At 58.3% G+C, this 16,721-nt stretch carries 14 protein-coding genes; 12 read left to right on the forward strand and 2 right to left on the reverse strand.

Annotation, left to right across the window (positions count from 1 at the left end):
* Positions 1–56 precede the first annotated feature (56 nt).
* From dnaJ to AC0V6Q_RS04250, 3 genes are all read left to right on the forward strand, one after another.
* Positions 57–1,196 carry a molecular chaperone DnaJ gene (gene dnaJ, locus AC0V6Q_RS04240; RefSeq protein ID WP_486167164.1) on the forward strand — a complete coding sequence of 380 codons (1,140 nt, stop codon included), beginning with the start codon at positions 57–59 and terminating at the stop codon, positions 1,194–1,196.
* Between the two features lie 3 nt (positions 1,197–1,199).
* Positions 1,200–2,468: a putative 2OG-Fe(II) oxygenase gene (locus tag AC0V6Q_RS04245; RefSeq protein WP_486167165.1), complete on the forward strand. Its 1,269-nt coding sequence runs from the start codon at positions 1,200–1,202 to the stop codon at positions 2,466–2,468.
* Positions 2,469–2,533: 65 nt separating this feature from the next.
* Complete coding sequence (locus AC0V6Q_RS04250) at positions 2,534–3,427, forward strand: MBL fold metallo-hydrolase (protein WP_486167166.1); 894 nt, start codon at positions 2,534–2,536, stop codon at positions 3,425–3,427.
* Positions 3,428–3,433: 6 nt separating this feature from the next.
* On the opposite strand, the gene AC0V6Q_RS04255 is transcribed toward AC0V6Q_RS04250, so the two are convergent.
* A complete protein-coding gene (locus tag AC0V6Q_RS04255) occupies positions 3,434–5,764 on the reverse strand; it encodes a patatin-like protein (protein WP_486167167.1) in 2,331 nt (776 codons plus the stop codon).
* 73 nt (positions 5,765–5,837) lie between these two features.
* Here AC0V6Q_RS04255 and radA point away from each other — a divergent pair, with 73 nt between their 5' ends.
* From radA to rnr, 9 genes are all read left to right on the forward strand, one after another.
* Positions 5,838–7,205, forward strand: a complete 1,368-nt coding sequence (gene radA / locus AC0V6Q_RS04260) for a DNA repair protein RadA (RefSeq protein WP_486167168.1) — start codon at positions 5,838–5,840, stop codon at positions 7,203–7,205.
* Between the two features lie 13 nt (positions 7,206–7,218).
* On the forward strand, positions 7,219–7,746 hold the full coding sequence (locus tag AC0V6Q_RS04265) for a CvpA family protein (protein ID WP_486167169.1): 528 nt from the start codon (positions 7,219–7,221) through the stop codon (positions 7,744–7,746).
* A 20-nt stretch (positions 7,747–7,766) separates the two neighbouring features.
* Positions 7,767–8,219, forward strand: coding sequence for an iron-sulfur cluster assembly scaffold protein (locus AC0V6Q_RS04270; protein ID WP_486167170.1), 453 nt, complete (start codon positions 7,767–7,769; stop codon positions 8,217–8,219).
* A 54-nt stretch (positions 8,220–8,273) separates the two neighbouring features.
* Positions 8,274–9,932, forward strand: a complete 1,659-nt coding sequence (locus AC0V6Q_RS04275) for an MFS transporter (protein WP_486167171.1) — start codon at positions 8,274–8,276, stop codon at positions 9,930–9,932.
* A complete protein-coding gene (gene alr, locus AC0V6Q_RS04280; RefSeq protein ID WP_486167172.1) occupies positions 9,919–10,953 on the forward strand; it encodes an alanine racemase in 1,035 nt (344 codons plus the stop codon). Before AC0V6Q_RS04275 ends, alr begins: the two co-directional genes overlap by 14 nt.
* A gap of 102 nt (positions 10,954–11,055) precedes the next feature.
* A complete protein-coding gene (phaR, locus tag AC0V6Q_RS04285) occupies positions 11,056–11,643 on the forward strand; it encodes a polyhydroxyalkanoate synthesis repressor PhaR (RefSeq protein ID WP_486167173.1) in 588 nt (195 codons plus the stop codon).
* Between the two features lie 52 nt (positions 11,644–11,695).
* Complete coding sequence (proS, locus tag AC0V6Q_RS04290; protein ID WP_486167174.1) at positions 11,696–13,252, forward strand: proline--tRNA ligase; 1,557 nt, start codon at positions 11,696–11,698, stop codon at positions 13,250–13,252.
* Between the two features lie 18 nt (positions 13,253–13,270).
* Entirely contained in the window at positions 13,271–13,813 is a 543-nt protein-coding gene (locus AC0V6Q_RS04295) for a DUF805 domain-containing protein (RefSeq protein ID WP_486167175.1), read from the forward strand.
* Positions 13,813–16,134: a ribonuclease R gene (gene rnr / locus AC0V6Q_RS04300; protein WP_486167176.1), complete on the forward strand. Its 2,322-nt coding sequence runs from the start codon at positions 13,813–13,815 to the stop codon at positions 16,132–16,134. The genes AC0V6Q_RS04295 and rnr overlap by 1 nt, the downstream gene beginning before the upstream one ends.
* 3 nt (positions 16,135–16,137) lie before the next feature.
* On the opposite strand, the gene AC0V6Q_RS04305 is transcribed toward rnr, so the two are convergent.
* Complete coding sequence (locus AC0V6Q_RS04305) at positions 16,138–16,590, reverse strand: universal stress protein (RefSeq protein WP_486167177.1); 453 nt, start codon at positions 16,588–16,590, stop codon at positions 16,138–16,140.
* Between the last annotated feature and the right edge of the window lie 131 nt (positions 16,591–16,721).

Consider the following 16,721-nt stretch of genomic DNA (forward strand, 5'->3'; position numbering starts at 1 on the left):
CCTGTCCCCGCCAGCGCGATCAGCGGTGGGGGCAGGGATTTTTCAAAGGCATTCTCATGGCTGATTATTATCAAACTCTGGGTGTGTCCCGCGACGTTGACGCGGGAACGCTCAAATCTGCCTATCGCAAGGCTGCAATGAAATGGCACCCGGACCGCAATCCGGGCGATGCCGAGGCTGAAGCCAGGTTCAAGGCATTGGGCGAGGCATACGAAGTCCTAAAAGACCCCCAGAAACGCGCGGCCTACGACCGTTATGGCCACGAAGCCTTCACTCAAGGCATGAATGGCGGCGGTGGCGGCGGCGGTTTCGGCGGCGGCCAGGAAGGCTTTGGCGACATTGGCGACATCTTCGAAACCATTTTCGGCAGCGCCTTTGGCGGCGGTGGCGGAATGGGCGGCGGACGCCAACGTCAACGCAGAGGCGCTGATCTTCGTTACGATATGGAGATCACCCTCGAAGAAGCATTCGACGGCAAGACTACCGAGATCGAGATCGAGGTTAGCACCGAATGCGAAACCTGCGATGGCTCTGGCGCAACCCCCGGCACGTCCGAACGCACATGCAACATGTGCCACGGTCAAGGGTCAGTGCGCGCCAAACAAGGGTTGTTCGTGGTCGAACGCCCTTGTCCAACATGCGGCGGGCGCGGCTCTGTTATCGAGGACCCTTGCGGTGATTGCCGCGGTGAAGGCCGTAGCGATCAGGCGCAAACGCTCGAGGTGGAAATTCCGCCCGGCGTTGACACTGGCACCCGTATTCGTCTGTCCGGCAAAGGCGAAGCTGGTGGTCGCGGCGCGCCTCCGGGTGACCTCTACATTTTTATCCATGTGAAGCGGCACGCTCTGTTTGAGCGCGAGGGTACAACGCTCGCGACACGTGTGCCTGTGACCTTCACAACGGCTGCGTTGGGCGGATCGGTCGATATCCCCGATCTCGATGGCTCGACCAATACGATCGACATTCCTGTGGGCATTCAATCGGGCAAGCAATTGCGTGTGCGCGGGGCCGGTATGCCGGTTCTGCAAGGGCGCGGCCGCGGCGATCTGGTGGTGGAGATCATGGTCGAAACCCCGACCAAGCTGACCCGCAAGCAGAAAGAAATTCTCGAGGAATTCCGCGAGACGGAAACCGGCGATGAATGCCCTGAAAGCCGCACCTTTTTTAGCAAGATCAAGGACGCATTCGGAGCCTGATGGATGAGCGGCGAGGTTCCAATGTCGCCGCTCAAACGCTCCCTCAAGGATAGGGCGCTCAATGCCTTTGAACGTGGGGAAGAGGGCGCAGCCCAACTCCTCGAACAGGCTTTGGCAGAGGGCCCCCATGATGGCGCTGTGCTGATCGCACATGCTGCGGCCTTGTTGCGTGCGGGCGCGCCCGAACCGTTTGCCCGTCTTGAGACCATATTGGAGAAAGCTCCGGACTGGGTCGACGGGCATAAAGCGCTTTGCCGATTACGGGCCGAAGCGCGCGCTCCCAGTCCGCTTGCGAGTATTGAAGCAGCTTTGGAAAAAGCGCCAAAGAGCCCGCGCCTGTGGATGGCCTATCTCACATTACTGGGGTCAGCGGGACGGCACGAAGAGGCAGCAGGGCATACAGCGAGTTTACGCAAAACAATCGCGGACTTGCCGGAACTTCGCCTGGTCGAGGCCCGTCATAGAGGCTTTGCCAAACAGTTTGCGCAGGCGCAGAGCCTTCTTATTGACCTGCCAGCGGGCCTGCCGGAACTTGAATTCGAGCGGGCGCGCAACGCGCTGCGGATGGGCGAATTGGACAGCGCGAGCGCCGCGCTTGAAATCGTTCTCAAAGAAAACCCTAAAGACATCGGCGCATGGGCTCTGGCCGAACTCACGTGGCGCACTTCCGATAACCCGAGGCACGCATGGCTGTGCCCAAGTGATGCGTTCTTTGCGCAAGCAGACCTCGGGCTTTCGCAAGGGGAATTGGGCACCTTGAGAGATACGCTGCGTGCGCTTCATGTCACCCGCTCGGCGCCGCTTGGTCAAAGTGTCGAGGGCGGAACGCAGACCCACGGAAACTTGCGCCTTCGCGATGACACCTCAATCAAGCTTCTGTTCGAGAAAATCGAAGCAGCGATCGAGGACTACACCGCAGCTTTACCTGAACTGCCGGAAGCTCACCCTATGGCCGCGATCCAATCGCGGCCTCCTCAGATTTCGGCCAGCTGGTCGATCCTGCTCTCCAAAGGCGGACGCCACGTGCCGCATTTGCACGACGGAGGGCTGATCAGCTCGGCGGCTCATATTTCCATCCCCGATGACTTGGCGAAAAACGAAGGTCTGCTCGAGCTGGGACGACCGCCGGAAGATATTCCTCTGAAGGTTGAGCCCATCGCCTCTTTTGCGCCTAAGCCGGGCCATCTCGTGTTGTTTCCAAGCTTTGTCTATCATTCCACATCACGCTTTGCCGAAGGCGAACGCCTCACAGTCGCTTTTGATGCGGTTTGAGGGAGTGGCTCGACACAGGTGCCTTGGGATTATAGACCGCGGTCTTACTTAAAGGAGATTTTCCCATGACCCGCTTGGCCCATCTGGCAATTATTCCCGCTGCGCTCTTTGCCACGACCGCAAGCTCGCAAAGCGATTTTTCAGGCGTCGAGGTCACAGCACAAGAAATCGCGCCGGGTATCGCCGTGCTCTTCGGCGCAGGGGGCAATATCGGGGTCAGCCATGGCGATGAGGCGACCTTGATCATTGACGATCAATTCGCGCCTTTGTCGGCCAAGATCGAGGCGGCTATCGCGGACCTCGATGCAAAGCCAGTCAAATATGTCGTCAACACGCATTGGCACTTTGATCACACCGGAGGGAACGAACATTTCGGCAAAACGGGCGCGACCATTTTCGCTCATCAAGATGTGCGTGTGCGCATGGCCGAAGGGAATCCGGACGGGCCGGGCGGGCGCAATATTCCGCCTGCGCCGCGAGTTGCCTTGCCGATTGTGACCTATGATCAAGGCCTTCGCATTCACCTCAATGGCGACACGATCAATGTGATGTTCCTTGGCGGTGGTCACACCGACGGCGATAGCGTCATCTTCTGGGAAGAGGACAATGTCGTCCACATGGGCGATCTCTATTTCAAGATTTCAGGCTACCCGTTCATCGACATCAAATCAGGAGGCAATGTCTATGACGCGATGCGTTCATTGGACCTCGTCATTGCTCTCATCGATAGCGATACAAAGGTGATCCCGGGCCATGGTCCGATGTCGAACAAAGCGGAACTTACCGCCTATCGCGCTATGATTGGCGAGGTGGTTCGCCGGGTAGAGGAGCTTCGAGGGCGAGGATTGACCCTTGAAGAAGCCCTTGCGACCAAACCTCTGGCGGACATCGACCGGGGCGAGGGCGGGTTTATCGGTCCCGATGCGTTCGTAACGGCGGTCTGGGACAGCGCCCGCTAAGCGGAACTATTCGCCTAGACGCGCAATCACTTCGCTGCGCAATTGCTCAACCAAAGCGGGGTCGCAGCGTTTGCTTTTCGTCTCTTCGTCGAGAATGGCGAGGAAGGCGGAACGCTTGGCGGTTCGCACGTCACTTTCGGCCATTGGTACTTCCAAGGTCGAGACAACCAAATCAATCATCCGTTCTGCACCGTGCAAGCGGCCCCAGATGTAGTCATTCTCGCGATAAGACCGGCTGAAAAATGCGCCAAAGTTATAGAATTCGGTGCCTCGCAAGGTGTCCTGCGTCCCGCCCTCGCGGATGGAACGGGCATCATCTGGCGAGATACGGTCGATCTTGACCGGATTGTATTCATCAAGCCGCTCGCTCTGGAGCAAAGGCAAGGTCGCGACATCGTAGAAAGGGAAGCCCAGATAGGTGAGCAGCATCCGGCGTTTCAGATTGCGCGGCATCTCTGCCAGCGCTTGGGCAAGGAGGTCCTCTGCCTCGCTGTCGATCTCTGGCGGCATGCGTTTGCGGGCAAAATAGTCGAGCAGAGCGCCCGGGTTTTCCATCGCGGCCTCGGCAATGGGCACAAAGCCTTCGCCCAAATGCGCCACATCATCAAGGCCCTCGTAAAGGCTCAGGATGTGGTAGATTTTGCTGCGTGCAATATCGAGGGCGTCATCGGGAATGTCGGGATCAATCTCCCAGTCTCGAGACAACCTGCGGGCAAGCAATTGCAGACGCCTGATCCGAAAGCCGACATCGTGTGAGCGGAAGAAGGTGATAGCCTCCGGCGTTGCGCCGCCGCTCTCTTCGCACAGCCGTGTCAGTCCGCCTGACGCAAATTCGCGGCGCAAGGCAGAGGCAACCCTGGCGGCATCAGCCGATATCAGATTGGGTGCCGCCTTACAGGTGAGCTCTGCAAGACGGTCCAGAATGACGCTGAACTTGGTCTCCGCATATGCGCTGAAGGTGTAGTCCGCCCTTTGCGAGGCGGCCTGCTGCGCCTTGGCCCGCCAATTTGAAAGACGCTTGGGCGTTGGGCTGTCGAGGAAGAATGTAAGCCCGAACAGTTTCTCCACCGCACGGTCGATTTGAGGCCGCAATCCCATTACAATCTCGCGCAGCCTGTGAGCGTCCCGCGATTGCTTTTCGATACGTTCAAGATCATCGCGGATGGGTTGTTCGCGCGGGATGGTCGACAGTGCGCCAAAGATCGTTCCAAACCAGCCAAGTGGCTCGGTGATGGTCTCACCCTCCTGGTTCTCGCGCGCCATGGGTGAGCGATCAGGGCGCGGCTCGATATAGACGAACCGCCGGTCGACTTCGCGCTGGGACGTGCGCCCCTTCATCGCTTTTAACGCTGCACCGAAAGGCGCGTTCACCAATACAGCGCCATCGATAAGGGCCACTTCATCAACGGTGCCCTCGTTCACATGGCCAGGCATGATGCGTTTTAGAAAGCTGCCTCTGGTGGCCCAATGGTGGCCTTCGGATGCGCCCAGACGGTCAATCTCGTTCAGGACAACCGGAGGAAAGGCGCCGGGAAAACTCGCCGTTGCGCGCGCGGCCAGAACCAGTTCAAGACGGTCTGCGAGTTGATGCCCGCTTTCGCGCTGGGCCTTGCCCTTGAAACCGATCGGCATCCGGTGCTCTGTTTCTTGCACTTGCGCAGGTGAATTCAGACGAAGCGTCTCTGCATGACCCCTGAAATCAGTCGCAGTGACAAGCAGGTCAACGGGGTGACCTGGCGGCAGCAACACAGGGCCCGAGTTGGCATCGCCCATGCTTTGCAAAGCTTCGAACAGCATTTCGGAAAACCGTTCACCGGAAAACGGCGGGTTGAACCACCGTCCCCGGACGAGCGATGATACCTTCTCGCGAACCTCGCTACGGGTTTCAGGAGCAACGGTCTCATCAACCCCGTTTCCGCCGCGCCGCAAGAACCAGTCTGCAATAGGCTGCGCCCAGAATTTGGCAAAGCGCCACCCGGGCCTTGCTTCCATCGCGGTCAGCTCTGTCACATCAGCATTTCTGAGCCAGAGGTCAGTCACCGGCTCAAGCGAGCATCCGGAATAAAGCGCCTGTGCCAAAAACACCGCGTTGATCCCGCCCGCGCTTGCCCCTGTCAAAATGTCAGGCAGTACGCGCAGCCTCTGGTCTTCTTCCGCTTCAATCTTCGCCAGAAGATCGCGGTAGACACCCGCCACCCCGTCCAGCTCTTCGCCGTCAAGATGCGCACGGCTGGCTCTGGCAAGGTGCCAGATTTCCTTCGTAACGCCGTGCATATACACCGCGAGACTGACGCCGCCGTAACAGACAAGAGCAAGGCGAAGTTCTTTTTGCCGCATAGTCACTTGCACATGACGGGAAATCTCGCGCCGCGCAATTGCGTTCTGCAAATGTTCTGATTAAAGATGAGCCATGGCAAAGGCAAAGAAGAGATATGTGTGCTCCAATTGCGGCGCGGTCAGCCCGCGTTGGCAGGGGCAATGCGGTGATTGTTCGGAATGGAACACGCTGACCGAAGATCTGCCCGCAACCGTTTTCTCGCAGAAGCATGACCTTTCCAGCGGGGGCAGGGGGATCGAGTTCATTCCCCTTAATCGCCCCGCTGAAATGCCGGTTCGCAAATCAACGGGCCTTGCCGAATTTGACCGTGCGCTAGGCGGCGGCATCGTGCCGGGGTCGGCGATCCTTATGGGCGGCGATCCGGGTATTGGTAAATCGACACTTCTTTTGCAAACAGCGGCAACGATTGCGCGCGGGGGCAATGACGTTGTCTATGTCAGCGGTGAGGAAGCCGCGGGCCAGGTCCGCCTGCGGGCACAGCGATTGGGCGTCGTCGATGCACCGATCAGGCTCGCGTCAGAGACATCGGTTCGCGATATCCTGACAACATTGGGGCAAGGCGATCCTCCCGCGCTGCTCATCATCAATTCGATCCAGACTATGCACTCCGACACAATCGAAGGCGCGCCCGGCACAGTCAGCCAGGTTCGCGGATGCGCGCTGGAACTGATCCGTTTTGCCAAGGCAACGGGCACCGCGCTTGTTCTGGTCGGGCATGTGACCAAGGATGGCAATATCGCCGGGCCCCGCGTGCTCGAACATATGGTCGATGTCGTGATGAGCTTTGAGGGTGAGCGCAGCCACCAGTACCGCATCCTTCGCTCTCTCAAAAACCGTTTTGGTGCAGTGGACGAGATCGGCGTCTTTTCCATGGCGAGCGAGGGGCTGGAAGAGGTGTCGAACCCCTCAATGCTGTTCCTGTCGGGCCGCGATCAGCCTTTGGCAGGCAGCGCCGTCTTCCCCGCGCTTGAAGGGACAAGGCCGGTATTGGTCGAGATACAGGCGCTTATTGTCAGGCTTCAATCGGGTGCAACTCCGCGCCGCGCAGTGGTCGGCTGGGACAACGGGCGCTTGGCGATGTTGCTTGCAGTGCTGGAGTCGCGCTGTGGCCTCAGCTTTTCGAGCGCTGAGGTGTATTTGAATATTGCGGGGGGATACAGGCTGGCCGATCCCGCTGCCGATTTGGCAGTGGCCGCAGCATTGGTTTCAGCAATCGCCGATAAAGCTTTGCCGCAAAAGTCGACGTGGTTTGGCGAGGTTTCCCTTGCAGGAGAGATTCGCCCTGTCGCCCACGCAGACTTGAGGTTGAAAGAAGCTGCTAAACTCGGCTTTGCAAAAGGCTACGGTCCATCGGATGCAAAGACCGGCTCGTCGAAGCTTGATTACAAAGGATTGATGCAGCTTTCCAATCTCGTTGACCATGTGATGACGAACGCATAATTCGCATGCCACTATGACGATTTTTGACATCATTGTACTGATTATCGTTGCGGTTGCAGCGGTCGGGGGGTTCCTGAGGGGGCTTGTGCAGGAAGTCTTAAGCCTCGCGGCCTGGATCCTTGCGGCGTGTTCGGTCTATTACCTCCATGGTGATTTCACCGAGTTCTTGCGCGGGTTCTATGACCTTGATCCGGGCGCGGGCATTCTGGCCTTCGCAATTCTGTTGCTCATTCCCTATGCCGCGATGAAGTTGATCGCGGGCAATGTCGGGGAAGCATCGCGTGGCTCGATCCTAGGGCCTATCGACCGCGTTTTGGGATTTGGCTTTGGCGCGATCAAAGGCGCGCTGATTGTCATCTTTGCGTTTTCGGTGCTGGTGCTGGGTTTCGATACTGTATGGGGCTTCAAAGGCAGGCCCGATTGGATCGCTCAGGCGCGCACCTATCCTGCGGCAGATGCCTTCTCACGTGAGCTTGTCAAAATGATCGCCGAGCGCCGTGACAAGATCAATGCTGACCGCGATGCTGCCGAGAATGAATAGCCCTCTTGGTGGAGCGGGCCGTGGCTGATCAGCCTTCAAACAAGCTCTACACCGCGAACCTCCTGGCATTGGCGACCAGCCTTGCGGACTTTCCTCTGGATAAAGAGTTCGCCCACCGCGCCGAAGGGCGCTCGCGCACATGTGGCAGCACGCTGGAAGTCGGTGTCGACCTTGACGCGGATGGCAATGTTGCGCGCCTCGGGATGCAGGTGAGCGCTTGCGCCATCGGGCAGAGCTCTGCCGCGATCATGGCAAACGCGGCCAAAGGGCGAAGCGCGCAAGAGCTCGTCACTGCAAAATTGGCGATTGAGGCGTGGCTTGGCAGCGCGTCTGCCGGTGGTGGAGAGCTGCCGGATTGGCCCGGCTTTGATGCGCTGGAACCTGCGCGCGAGCACAAAGGGCGGCATGGCGCGCTGTTATTGGCGTGGGATACCATCACAAGGGCGCTTTCCACCGGGGCAGGCAGGCGTTAAGCCTCTGGCCCAAGAGCCGCATTTGACCAAGTAGGCTTAAGCGAACGGGGAAATATGTCATCACCATCTGTAACAAGTGATGCCGCTGCACTTGCAGCGCGCGAGCCGACCAAGAAAGAAATCCGCCTTGTCGTTGGCGCGTCCAGCGCAGGCACCATTTTTGAATGGTACGATTTCTTTATTTACGGAACGCTTGCCTACATTTTGAAAGACGCGTTTTACGATGTGGATGACCCGACGCTTGGGCTCTTGCTCGTGTGGTCGACCTTCGCGGTCGGCTTCGCCTTCCGCCCGATCGGCGCGATCCTGTTCGGGTTTCTGGGGGATAAGCTGGGGCGCAAATACACCTTCCTTGTGACGGTTACATTGATGGGGATCGCGACGGCCGGGGTGGGCTTTATTCCGACGGTCGATACTATCGGCATCGCTGCACCCATTATCGTCATCATATTGCGCGTGCTTCAGGGGCTGGCCTTAGGCGGCGAGTATGGCGGGGCGGCAATCTATGTCGCGGAACACTCTCCCCCTGATCAGCGCGGCTATTACACCAGCTATATTCAGGCGAGTGTCGCAGGTGGTTTCGTGCTGTCGATCATCGTCGTTCTGGCCTGTCGCTTCCTTATCCCTGAGGCCGAGTTTGAGGCATGGGGCTGGCGCGTGCCGTTCCTGCTGTCGATTTTGCTGCTCGCGATCTCGCTCTGGATGCGCCTTATGCTGTCGGAAAGTCCGGTGTTTCAAGCGATGAAGGAAGCGGGCGAGACGGCCGGCAATCCGTTTGTCGAAAGCTTCACCTATCCCGGCAACAAAAAGCGTATCTTTGTCGCGCTCTTTGGTGTCACCGGCATTTTGACGACCATTTGGTACACCGCCTTTTTCTCCGGCATGAGCTTCCTTCGAGGGCCGATGCATGTGGAGGCCTTCACGGTTGAACTCATCCTCCTTGTCGCAGGGTCAATCGGGATGGGTTTCTATATTCTGGTGGGCAAATGGTCGGACAAGGTCGGGCGCAAGCTGCCGATCATGATCGGTGCGATTGCTACTTTGGCGCTTCTTTTCCCCGCATTCTGGGGTTTGGGAAGCCTTGCCAACCCCGCGCTTGCCGAAGCATCCGAACGTGCGCCCATTGTGGTCAGCGGCCCTGAATGCGTGACCGATCCGTTCGCGGAATTGTTTGACCGGGACCAGACCGATTGCGGCAAGATCCTTGGCACTCTGACGGCGTCTGGCGTGACCTACACATTGACGCCTGGTGATGAGCTCAAGATTACGGTTGATGGCAACGCAATCGATCAGGAGCCGCAATGGTTCGAAAGCGGTACAGCGCGGACCGAAGGAGTGCAGGCGGCTTTGAGCGAATACGGCTTTGACTTCTCCAAGCAGCAGCCATCCTTTGCGAACATTGTCGGCATCATCGCGATATTGCTCGTCCTTTCGATGCTGTCCGCCCTCACATACGGCTCTGTCGCAGCGCTTTTGTCGGAGATGTTTCCGCCCAAAATCCGCTATTCTTCGATGTCGATCCCCTATCATATCGGGGCAGGGTATCTGGGAGGGTTTCTGCCTCTTATCGCAGGCGTGATCGTGGCGAGCACCGGCGATATTTACGCTGGGCTCTGGTACACTTGGGCCGTTGTTGCATTCGGAATTTTGGTCGCCTGGTGGGGTATCCCCGGCGGTCCACCAAGAGATTTTGCAGACGATGTTGCCACCTGAGCCAAGCTTACGGCTGCGCATCGACCAAGAGGCCCTGGCGCACAATTGGCGTGAGCTTGATGCGCTTTCTGGAGATGCCGCAGCAGGCGCTGCGGTAAAGGCCGATTGCTATGGTCTTGGCACCGATCATTGCCTGCCCACCTTGCGCGATGCGGGCTGCGAGAGCTTCTTTGTCGCCCATTGGAGCGAGGTCGATGCAGCGCGCGCCCACGTGCCTGCGCACAAAATCGCGGTGCTGCATGGTCCGATGCGCGATGGCGACGTTGCCTATGCCAAAGCGAGCGGAGCGGTGCCCGTCATCAACTCGCTTGCGCAGGCGCGGCGGTGGACACAAGGCGCAGGGAAAACCTGCCACCTCATGATTGATACAGGGATCAACAGGCTGGGCGTGTCGCCGTCCGAGCTCGGCGATCCAGCGATACAAGCGCTCGATATCGATATGGTGATGAGCCACCTTTCGAGCGCTGATGAAGAGAGCGACGCGAACACGCGGCAGATAAAAACCTTTCGCGAGTGCCTCCCCGCCGTCACCTTCAAACGCGCAAGCTTTGCGAACAGCGCAGGCATTGCACTTGGCCGCGAATATGCGTTCGACGTGACGCGTCCCGGCCTTGCGCTTTATGGCGGCGTACCGCGATCAGAGCTGCGCGAGACTATCCGGCAGGTCGCTCATCTTGACGCAGCCGTGATCCAGACCCGCACCCTCGATGCAGGCGATGCGGTTGGATACAACGGAGAATTTGTGGCTAGATCCGCGATGCACGTGGGCACAGTATCGCTTGGTTATGCCGATGGTTTCCTTCGTTCGCGCGGCCCTGGAAATGCACTGTTCCACGAAGGCAACAGGCTCCCCATTCTTGGCAAAGTGTCGATGGACATGGTGGTCGTCGACCTTTCATCCGCGCCCCGCATTGCAGAAGGGGACTGGTTGCAAGTGCCGTTCAACCTTCCCGATGCTGCGCAGCAAAGCTCTCTTTCGCAATATGAATTGCTGACTGTTCTGGGCTCGCGCTTGGGTTGAGATTGCCGCGTAATTGCGGGTTTGTTCACAGATGTTACACACATGTTGCACCGCACATTGTGCAGGTGCTAAGGCTGCAGCATAACTATCTCGGGAAATGTTATGGCTCGCAAGAACGCTGATCCGGCGATGAATGTCTCTGAAGACACCATTGTAATCAAGAAATACGCCAATCGGCGCCTCTACAACACTGCCTCCTCCAGCTACATTACGCTTGATGACCTTGCCTCGATGGTCCGCGAAAATGTTGAATTTGCGGTCTTCGATGCAAAATCAGGCGATGATATTACGCATTCGATCCTGACCCAGATCATCATGGATGAAGAAGCCAATGGCGAGCAAATGCTGCCCGTCAGCTTCCTTCGCCAGTTGATCTCCATGTACGGCAATTCAATGCAAAGCATGATGCCATCTTACCTTGAGGCGACGGTCACAAATTTCCGCGAAAAGCAGACCGAAATCCGTGAGGCCTTTGAGAAGGGCATGGCGAACAACCCGATCAGCGCGATTCATGAAACCAACATGGCCATGATGCGCGCGGCGGCGGAGACCTTCATCCCCGGTGTCGGCGGCAAGGCCGGATCGAAAAAATCGGAAACCAAACCGCAAGAGGGATCGAGCGACGAGATTGCTGCCCTGCGCGAACAGATGGCAGCCATGCAAAAGAAGCTGGACGACTTGAGCAAATAACGGCAGGCGCCGCTGTCATATTGCAAGCCACAAACAACGGGAAACACCAAACGTGTCCAACATTCGCCCAGCGATCAGGCACGCGCTTAATGTGAAGCGCGAAGACGATTTCGCCAAATGGTATCAGGAAGTCATCAGCGCAGCTGACCTCGCCGAAGAGTCAGGCGTGCGCGGGTGCATGGTGATCAAGCCGTGGGGCTATGGCATTTGGGAGCGTGTTCAGCGCCTGATGGATGACCGGATCAAGGCCGCCGGCATTGCGAACGCCTATTTCCCGCTGTTTATCCCGCTCGCCAATTTTGAGCGTGAGGCGGACCATGTTGACGGCTTTGCCAAGGAAATGGCCGTTGTCACCCACCATCGCTTGATTGCAGACGGGAAGGGCGGATTGATCCCCGATCCCGAGGCAAAGCTCGAAGAACCTCTCGTTGTGCGCCCGACGTCCGAGACCATTATCGGCGATGCCATGGCGCGCTGGATCCAGTCATGGCGCGATCTGCCTTTGATGCTCAACCAATGGGCCAATGTTGTCCGGTGGGAGATGCGTACGCGGATGTTCCTGCGCACGAGCGAGTTCCTTTGGCAGGAAGGCCACACGGCGCACGCAACCCGCGAAGAGGCGTTGGAGGAAACGCACCGCGCGCTCGAAATGTACCGGGCCTGCGTTGAAGAGGACCTCGCCATGCCGGTGATCGCTGGCGAAAAGCCGGAGAACGAGCGTTTTCCCGGCGCGGATGAGACATGGTCGATCGAGGCCATGATGCAGGATGGCAAAGCGCTCCAAGCGGGCACATCGCATTATCTGGGCACCAGTTTCGCAAGCGCGGCGGGCATTCATTATCAGGACAAAGAGGGCCAGCAGCAGCTGTGCCACACCACAAGCTGGGGCACTTCCACGAGGCTGATTGGCGGCGTTGTGATGACCCATGGCGATGACGACGGTCTGCGCGTGCCCCCACGCATTGCGCCGCACCAAATCATCATCCTGCCCATGCTGCGCGACAAGCCAGAGGATGAGGCTGTGCTCGCCTATTGCGAAGAAGTTCGCAAATCCTTGGAGGGCGTATCCGCATTGGGTGAGCCGATCCGCGTGCTGCTCGACAAGACACCGGGCAAGGCTGCGACAAAACGCTGGAACTGGGTCAAGAAAGGCGCGCCTGTGATCGTCGAGGTTGGCCCTCGCGATATGGAGAACGGGAAGGTCGCCGTCCTTCGCCGCGATGCGCTGTGGAACATGGACAATGGCAAGCCTGCCATGGCCTTCACGCCCCGCGATGAATTTGCAGGCAGCGCTGCGGCTCTCCTTGAAGACATTCAAATGGGGATTTTCAACGAGGCCAAGGAACGCCGCGATGCGAAGATCACGCGCGGCATGACCGATTGGCATGATGTTGTGAATTCTTTCCGCAAGGGCGGCAAGTATCCGGGCTGGGTCGAGGTCCAATGGGCACGGCCAAGCGGCGCGGAACTCGAAGCAGTGGTCGAAAAACTGAAAGCCGAAAAGCTCACTTTCCGCAATGTGCCACGCGATTGCACGCCTGCAGATGGCGTCTGCATCTTCTCGGGCAAACCTGCGGTCGAGCGGATTTTGGTGGCGCGCGCTTACTAATCAAAGAGGGACTTTATCATGGGTGACGCAATCAAACACGGCTTGGCAAACCTTGCGAATTTCGCAGGGAAAGACAATCGCCCCACATTTTGGTGGTGGGTTCTGTTCATCGTGATCATCACCTTTGGCATCAATATGATTGCCAGCATCGGCTTTGTCGCATCTTCGGTTGGCGGAGCGATGTCAGCGGCCGCGCAGGGCGCAGATGAAGCCCAGATTGAAGTTGAAATGATGCAGTCCATGGCAGATGGGCTGATCACACAAACCTGGATTGGCGTAGTCATCAGCTTTCTGGGATTGGCCTTGATCATCGCCGCATTTGCGCGCCGTATTCGCGATGCTGGTTTGCCTGCTTTCCTTGCAATCATTCCCATCATAACGGCAGTGGTATCGTCTTATTTCAGCATCCAGCTGGTCGGAGAGATGAGCCAATTTATGGCGGCAGGGGATCTGGACGCGGTGGAAGAGATGACCGCCTCATCGGCCACAACGGGGCTTTTGGGATGGCTGGGATATCTGGTCATCATCGGCCTTGGCCTTATGCCTAGTAAAGCCACTTGATGGTTCAATTTAAACCCAAATTTCCTCAAGGGATGCCGTCGAAAAAGCAAATCCTTGAGTTCATCCAATCCAGCGACATCCCAGCGGGCAAGCGCGAAATCGCGCGGGCTTTCGGGCTGAAAGGTCAGGAGAAGATCACTCTTAAAGCCTTGCTCAAGGACATGGCGGAAGAGGGGCTGATCGACGGGAAGAAGACCGCATACCACCGGATGGGCGGGGTGCCCAAGGTGACGGTTCTTCGCGTGGTCGAGATCGAGGATGGCGAGGCCATCGCTATTCCCGACAATTGGTCTCCCGAAGCGCCGAGTGAGCCTCCGCGTCTCACTATGAAGGAGATGAAGGCACCCAAAGGCAGGGGAGGCGGCAAGAGTGCGCCTGCTCTCAAACGCGGTGACCGTGTGCTGAGCCGGACGGAGGAGAGCGATGCCGGCTGGATCGCCTATCCGATGAAGAAACTGCCCGCACGCACAGAGGGTCTTATGGGCGTGGTTGAGCTTGACGGCACGGGCACACCCTGGCTTGCTCCGGTTGATAAACGCGTGCGCAATTCGGCAAAAATCGTTGATCTTGGCAACGCCGAAGAAGGCCAATTGGTTCTCGCAGAAAAAGCGGGCCGCTCAGATCGCGCCGGTGTCAAAGTGGTCGAGGTTGTTGGCGACCCGCTCGCGCCCAAGAGCTTTAGCCTCATCGCGATTGCCAAACACGGCATTCCGCACGTTTTTCCCGATGAAGTCCATCAGGAGGCCGAGCGTGCAGCGACTTTGCGCCTGTCGCAGGACAAGCGCGAAGATCTGCGCCATGTGCCCATCGTCGCGATTGATCCTGCCGATGCGCGCGATCACGACGATGCCATCTGGGCAGAGCCTGACGGGGAGGGCGGCTATAACGCTCTCATCGCGATTGCAGATGTCAGCTTCTATGTGCGCCCCGGCTCCGCGCTCGACAAAGAGGCAAGGAAGCGCGGCAATTCGGTCTATTTCCCCGACCGCGTCGTGCCCATGCTTCCCGAAGTGCTCTCGGCAGATGTGTGCTCTTTGCGCGAGGGCGAGGACCGGGCGGCGATGGTTTGCCACGTGCATATCGATGCATCGGGCCAAGTCAAAACACGCAAATTCACCCGCGCAATCGTGCGCATCCACCACAATATCGCTTATGAAGATGCGCAAAGCGCCGTAGATGCAGGCAGTCCGCCGGAATATCTCGCCAACCTTTGGGGCGCGTGGAAATTGCTCGCGGAGGCGCGTGAAAAGCGGGAACCTCTCGAACTGGAGATACCCGAACGCCGCGTCATGCTGAACGATGAGGGGCAGATTGCCGAAATCGCCGTTCGCGAGCGACTTGATGCGCACCGCGTCGTTGAGGATTTCATGATCGCAGCCAATGTGGCGGCGGCCAAAGCTCTCGAGACCAAAAACTCACCGGTTGTCTACCGCAATCACGAGGTACCCGCGCGCGAAAAGATGATTGCTCTGCGCGATTACATGGCAACGCTTGAAAAGAAACTCTCGCTTGGTCAGGTGATCAAGCCGTCGCTGTTCAACCGCCTGCTTTCCGACATCACGGATGAAAGCGAGAAGGCGCAATTGATGGAAGCGGTGCTGCGCAGCCAGACGCAGGCCTATTACGGTCCTGCCAATACTGGGCACTTTGGCCTCGCGCTGGGGTCATATGCCCATTTCACATCGCCCATTCGGCGGTATTCCGACCTTCTCGTGCACCGCGCTCTGGTCGATGCCTATAAGCTTGAACAGCCCAAGCCTCCCGGTTCGCTTCCCGATACAAGCGGGCTTTCCGACAAGGATCGCAGCAACCTTAAGGAAATCAGCGACGCCATCAGCCAGACCGAACGCCGCGCTATGGAAGCAGAGCGCGACACCATCGACCGCTATGTTGCGGCATGGCTTTCCGGGCGCGTGGGCGAGCAATTCAACACCCGCATCACTGGCGTGCAAAGCTTCGGCTTTTTCGCCACTATCGAAGGTCTCGGCGGCGATGGCTTGGTGCCCGTCTCGACACTGGGCCGTGAACACTTCCGTTATGAGGAGGCTGCGCAAGCTCTCATCGGAGAAGACAGCGGGACGACTTACAAATCGGGCGACCGGTTAAAGCTGCAATTGGCAGAGGCGAATGCGCTTACCGGCGCGCTCAAATTTGCGGTGATTGATGCCGATGGCAATGTGATCGAACCGCGCGGCACGCGCCCGACACCGCGATATGGCCGCGGGGGTGACCGGAAAGGCTCCGGCCCCAAGAAGGGCAAATACCAGACAAACAAACGCGGGCGTCCCGGCAATATCCGCCATCAGGGACGGCGCCGCTAAACCTTAGGCTTCGTGGTCGCTCCTCGCTTCGTCATAACCTTCGGGCACGACGTAAAGCGGGCAGGGCAGGCTCCCTGCTTGCGCTGCAAAGTGAGACACCAGTGGCCCCGGCGCACTACCTTTAGCAGCACCCAGAACAAGCGCTGCGACTTCTTTGTGGTTTGACAGAAAATCGGTCACGAGCTTTGGTCCATTGCCGATCATCACAGAAATGGTGGGCATAACCCCGCTTTCGGCAAGCAGATTGCCCGCAACCCCGTGTGCAAGCATTTCTGCACGGTCGCGCGCTTCCTGTTCGATGGTGGCCTGAACCCCGCCGAACGCGCTGACGCTTTGCTGTGCCACCAGCGCCAAAAGATGGACCGCGCCGCCCACGGCAACGGCGCGCCGCGCGGCATATCGCAAGGCAGCGCGCGCTTCATCGCTTTCATCAATGATCACCAAAAATGTGCGCATGAACGCCCCTTGACCTTGCGTTATTATGATGCGGTATCCGGCCAAATGCGAAAGTTTGCAAGAGACGGGCGGTTAGAAACGGTGCAGTCGTATGCAAACACTTGCCCAAGGTGGTGCCAAGCCGTAACGGA

It is taken from the genome of Erythrobacter sp. S227 (genome assembly GCF_057364925.1).

Coding starts and splice junctions, on each gene's coding strand:
- dnaJ (WP_486167164.1), top strand. CDS start 57: ATGGCTGATTATTATCAAACTCTGGGTGTGTCCCGCGACGTTGACGCG.
- AC0V6Q_RS04245 (WP_486167165.1), top strand. CDS start 1,200: ATGAGCGGCGAGGTTCCAATGTCGCCGCTCAAACGCTCCCTCAAGGAT.
- AC0V6Q_RS04250 (WP_486167166.1), top strand. CDS start 2,534: ATGACCCGCTTGGCCCATCTGGCAATTATTCCCGCTGCGCTCTTTGCC.
- AC0V6Q_RS04255 (WP_486167167.1), bottom strand. CDS start 5,764: ATGCGGCAAAAAGAACTTCGCCTTGCTCTTGTCTGTTACGGCGGCGTC.
- radA (WP_486167168.1), top strand. CDS start 5,838: ATGGCAAAGGCAAAGAAGAGATATGTGTGCTCCAATTGCGGCGCGGTC.
- AC0V6Q_RS04265 (WP_486167169.1), top strand. CDS start 7,219: ATGACGATTTTTGACATCATTGTACTGATTATCGTTGCGGTTGCAGCG.
- AC0V6Q_RS04275 (WP_486167171.1), top strand. CDS start 8,274: ATGTCATCACCATCTGTAACAAGTGATGCCGCTGCACTTGCAGCGCGC.
- alr (WP_486167172.1), top strand. CDS start 9,919: ATGTTGCCACCTGAGCCAAGCTTACGGCTGCGCATCGACCAAGAGGCC.
- phaR (WP_486167173.1), top strand. CDS start 11,056: ATGGCTCGCAAGAACGCTGATCCGGCGATGAATGTCTCTGAAGACACC.
- AC0V6Q_RS04295 (WP_486167175.1), top strand. CDS start 13,271: ATGGGTGACGCAATCAAACACGGCTTGGCAAACCTTGCGAATTTCGCA.
- rnr (WP_486167176.1), top strand. CDS start 13,813: ATGGTTCAATTTAAACCCAAATTTCCTCAAGGGATGCCGTCGAAAAAG.
- AC0V6Q_RS04305 (WP_486167177.1), bottom strand. CDS start 16,590: ATGCGCACATTTTTGGTGATCATTGATGAAAGCGATGAAGCGCGCGCT.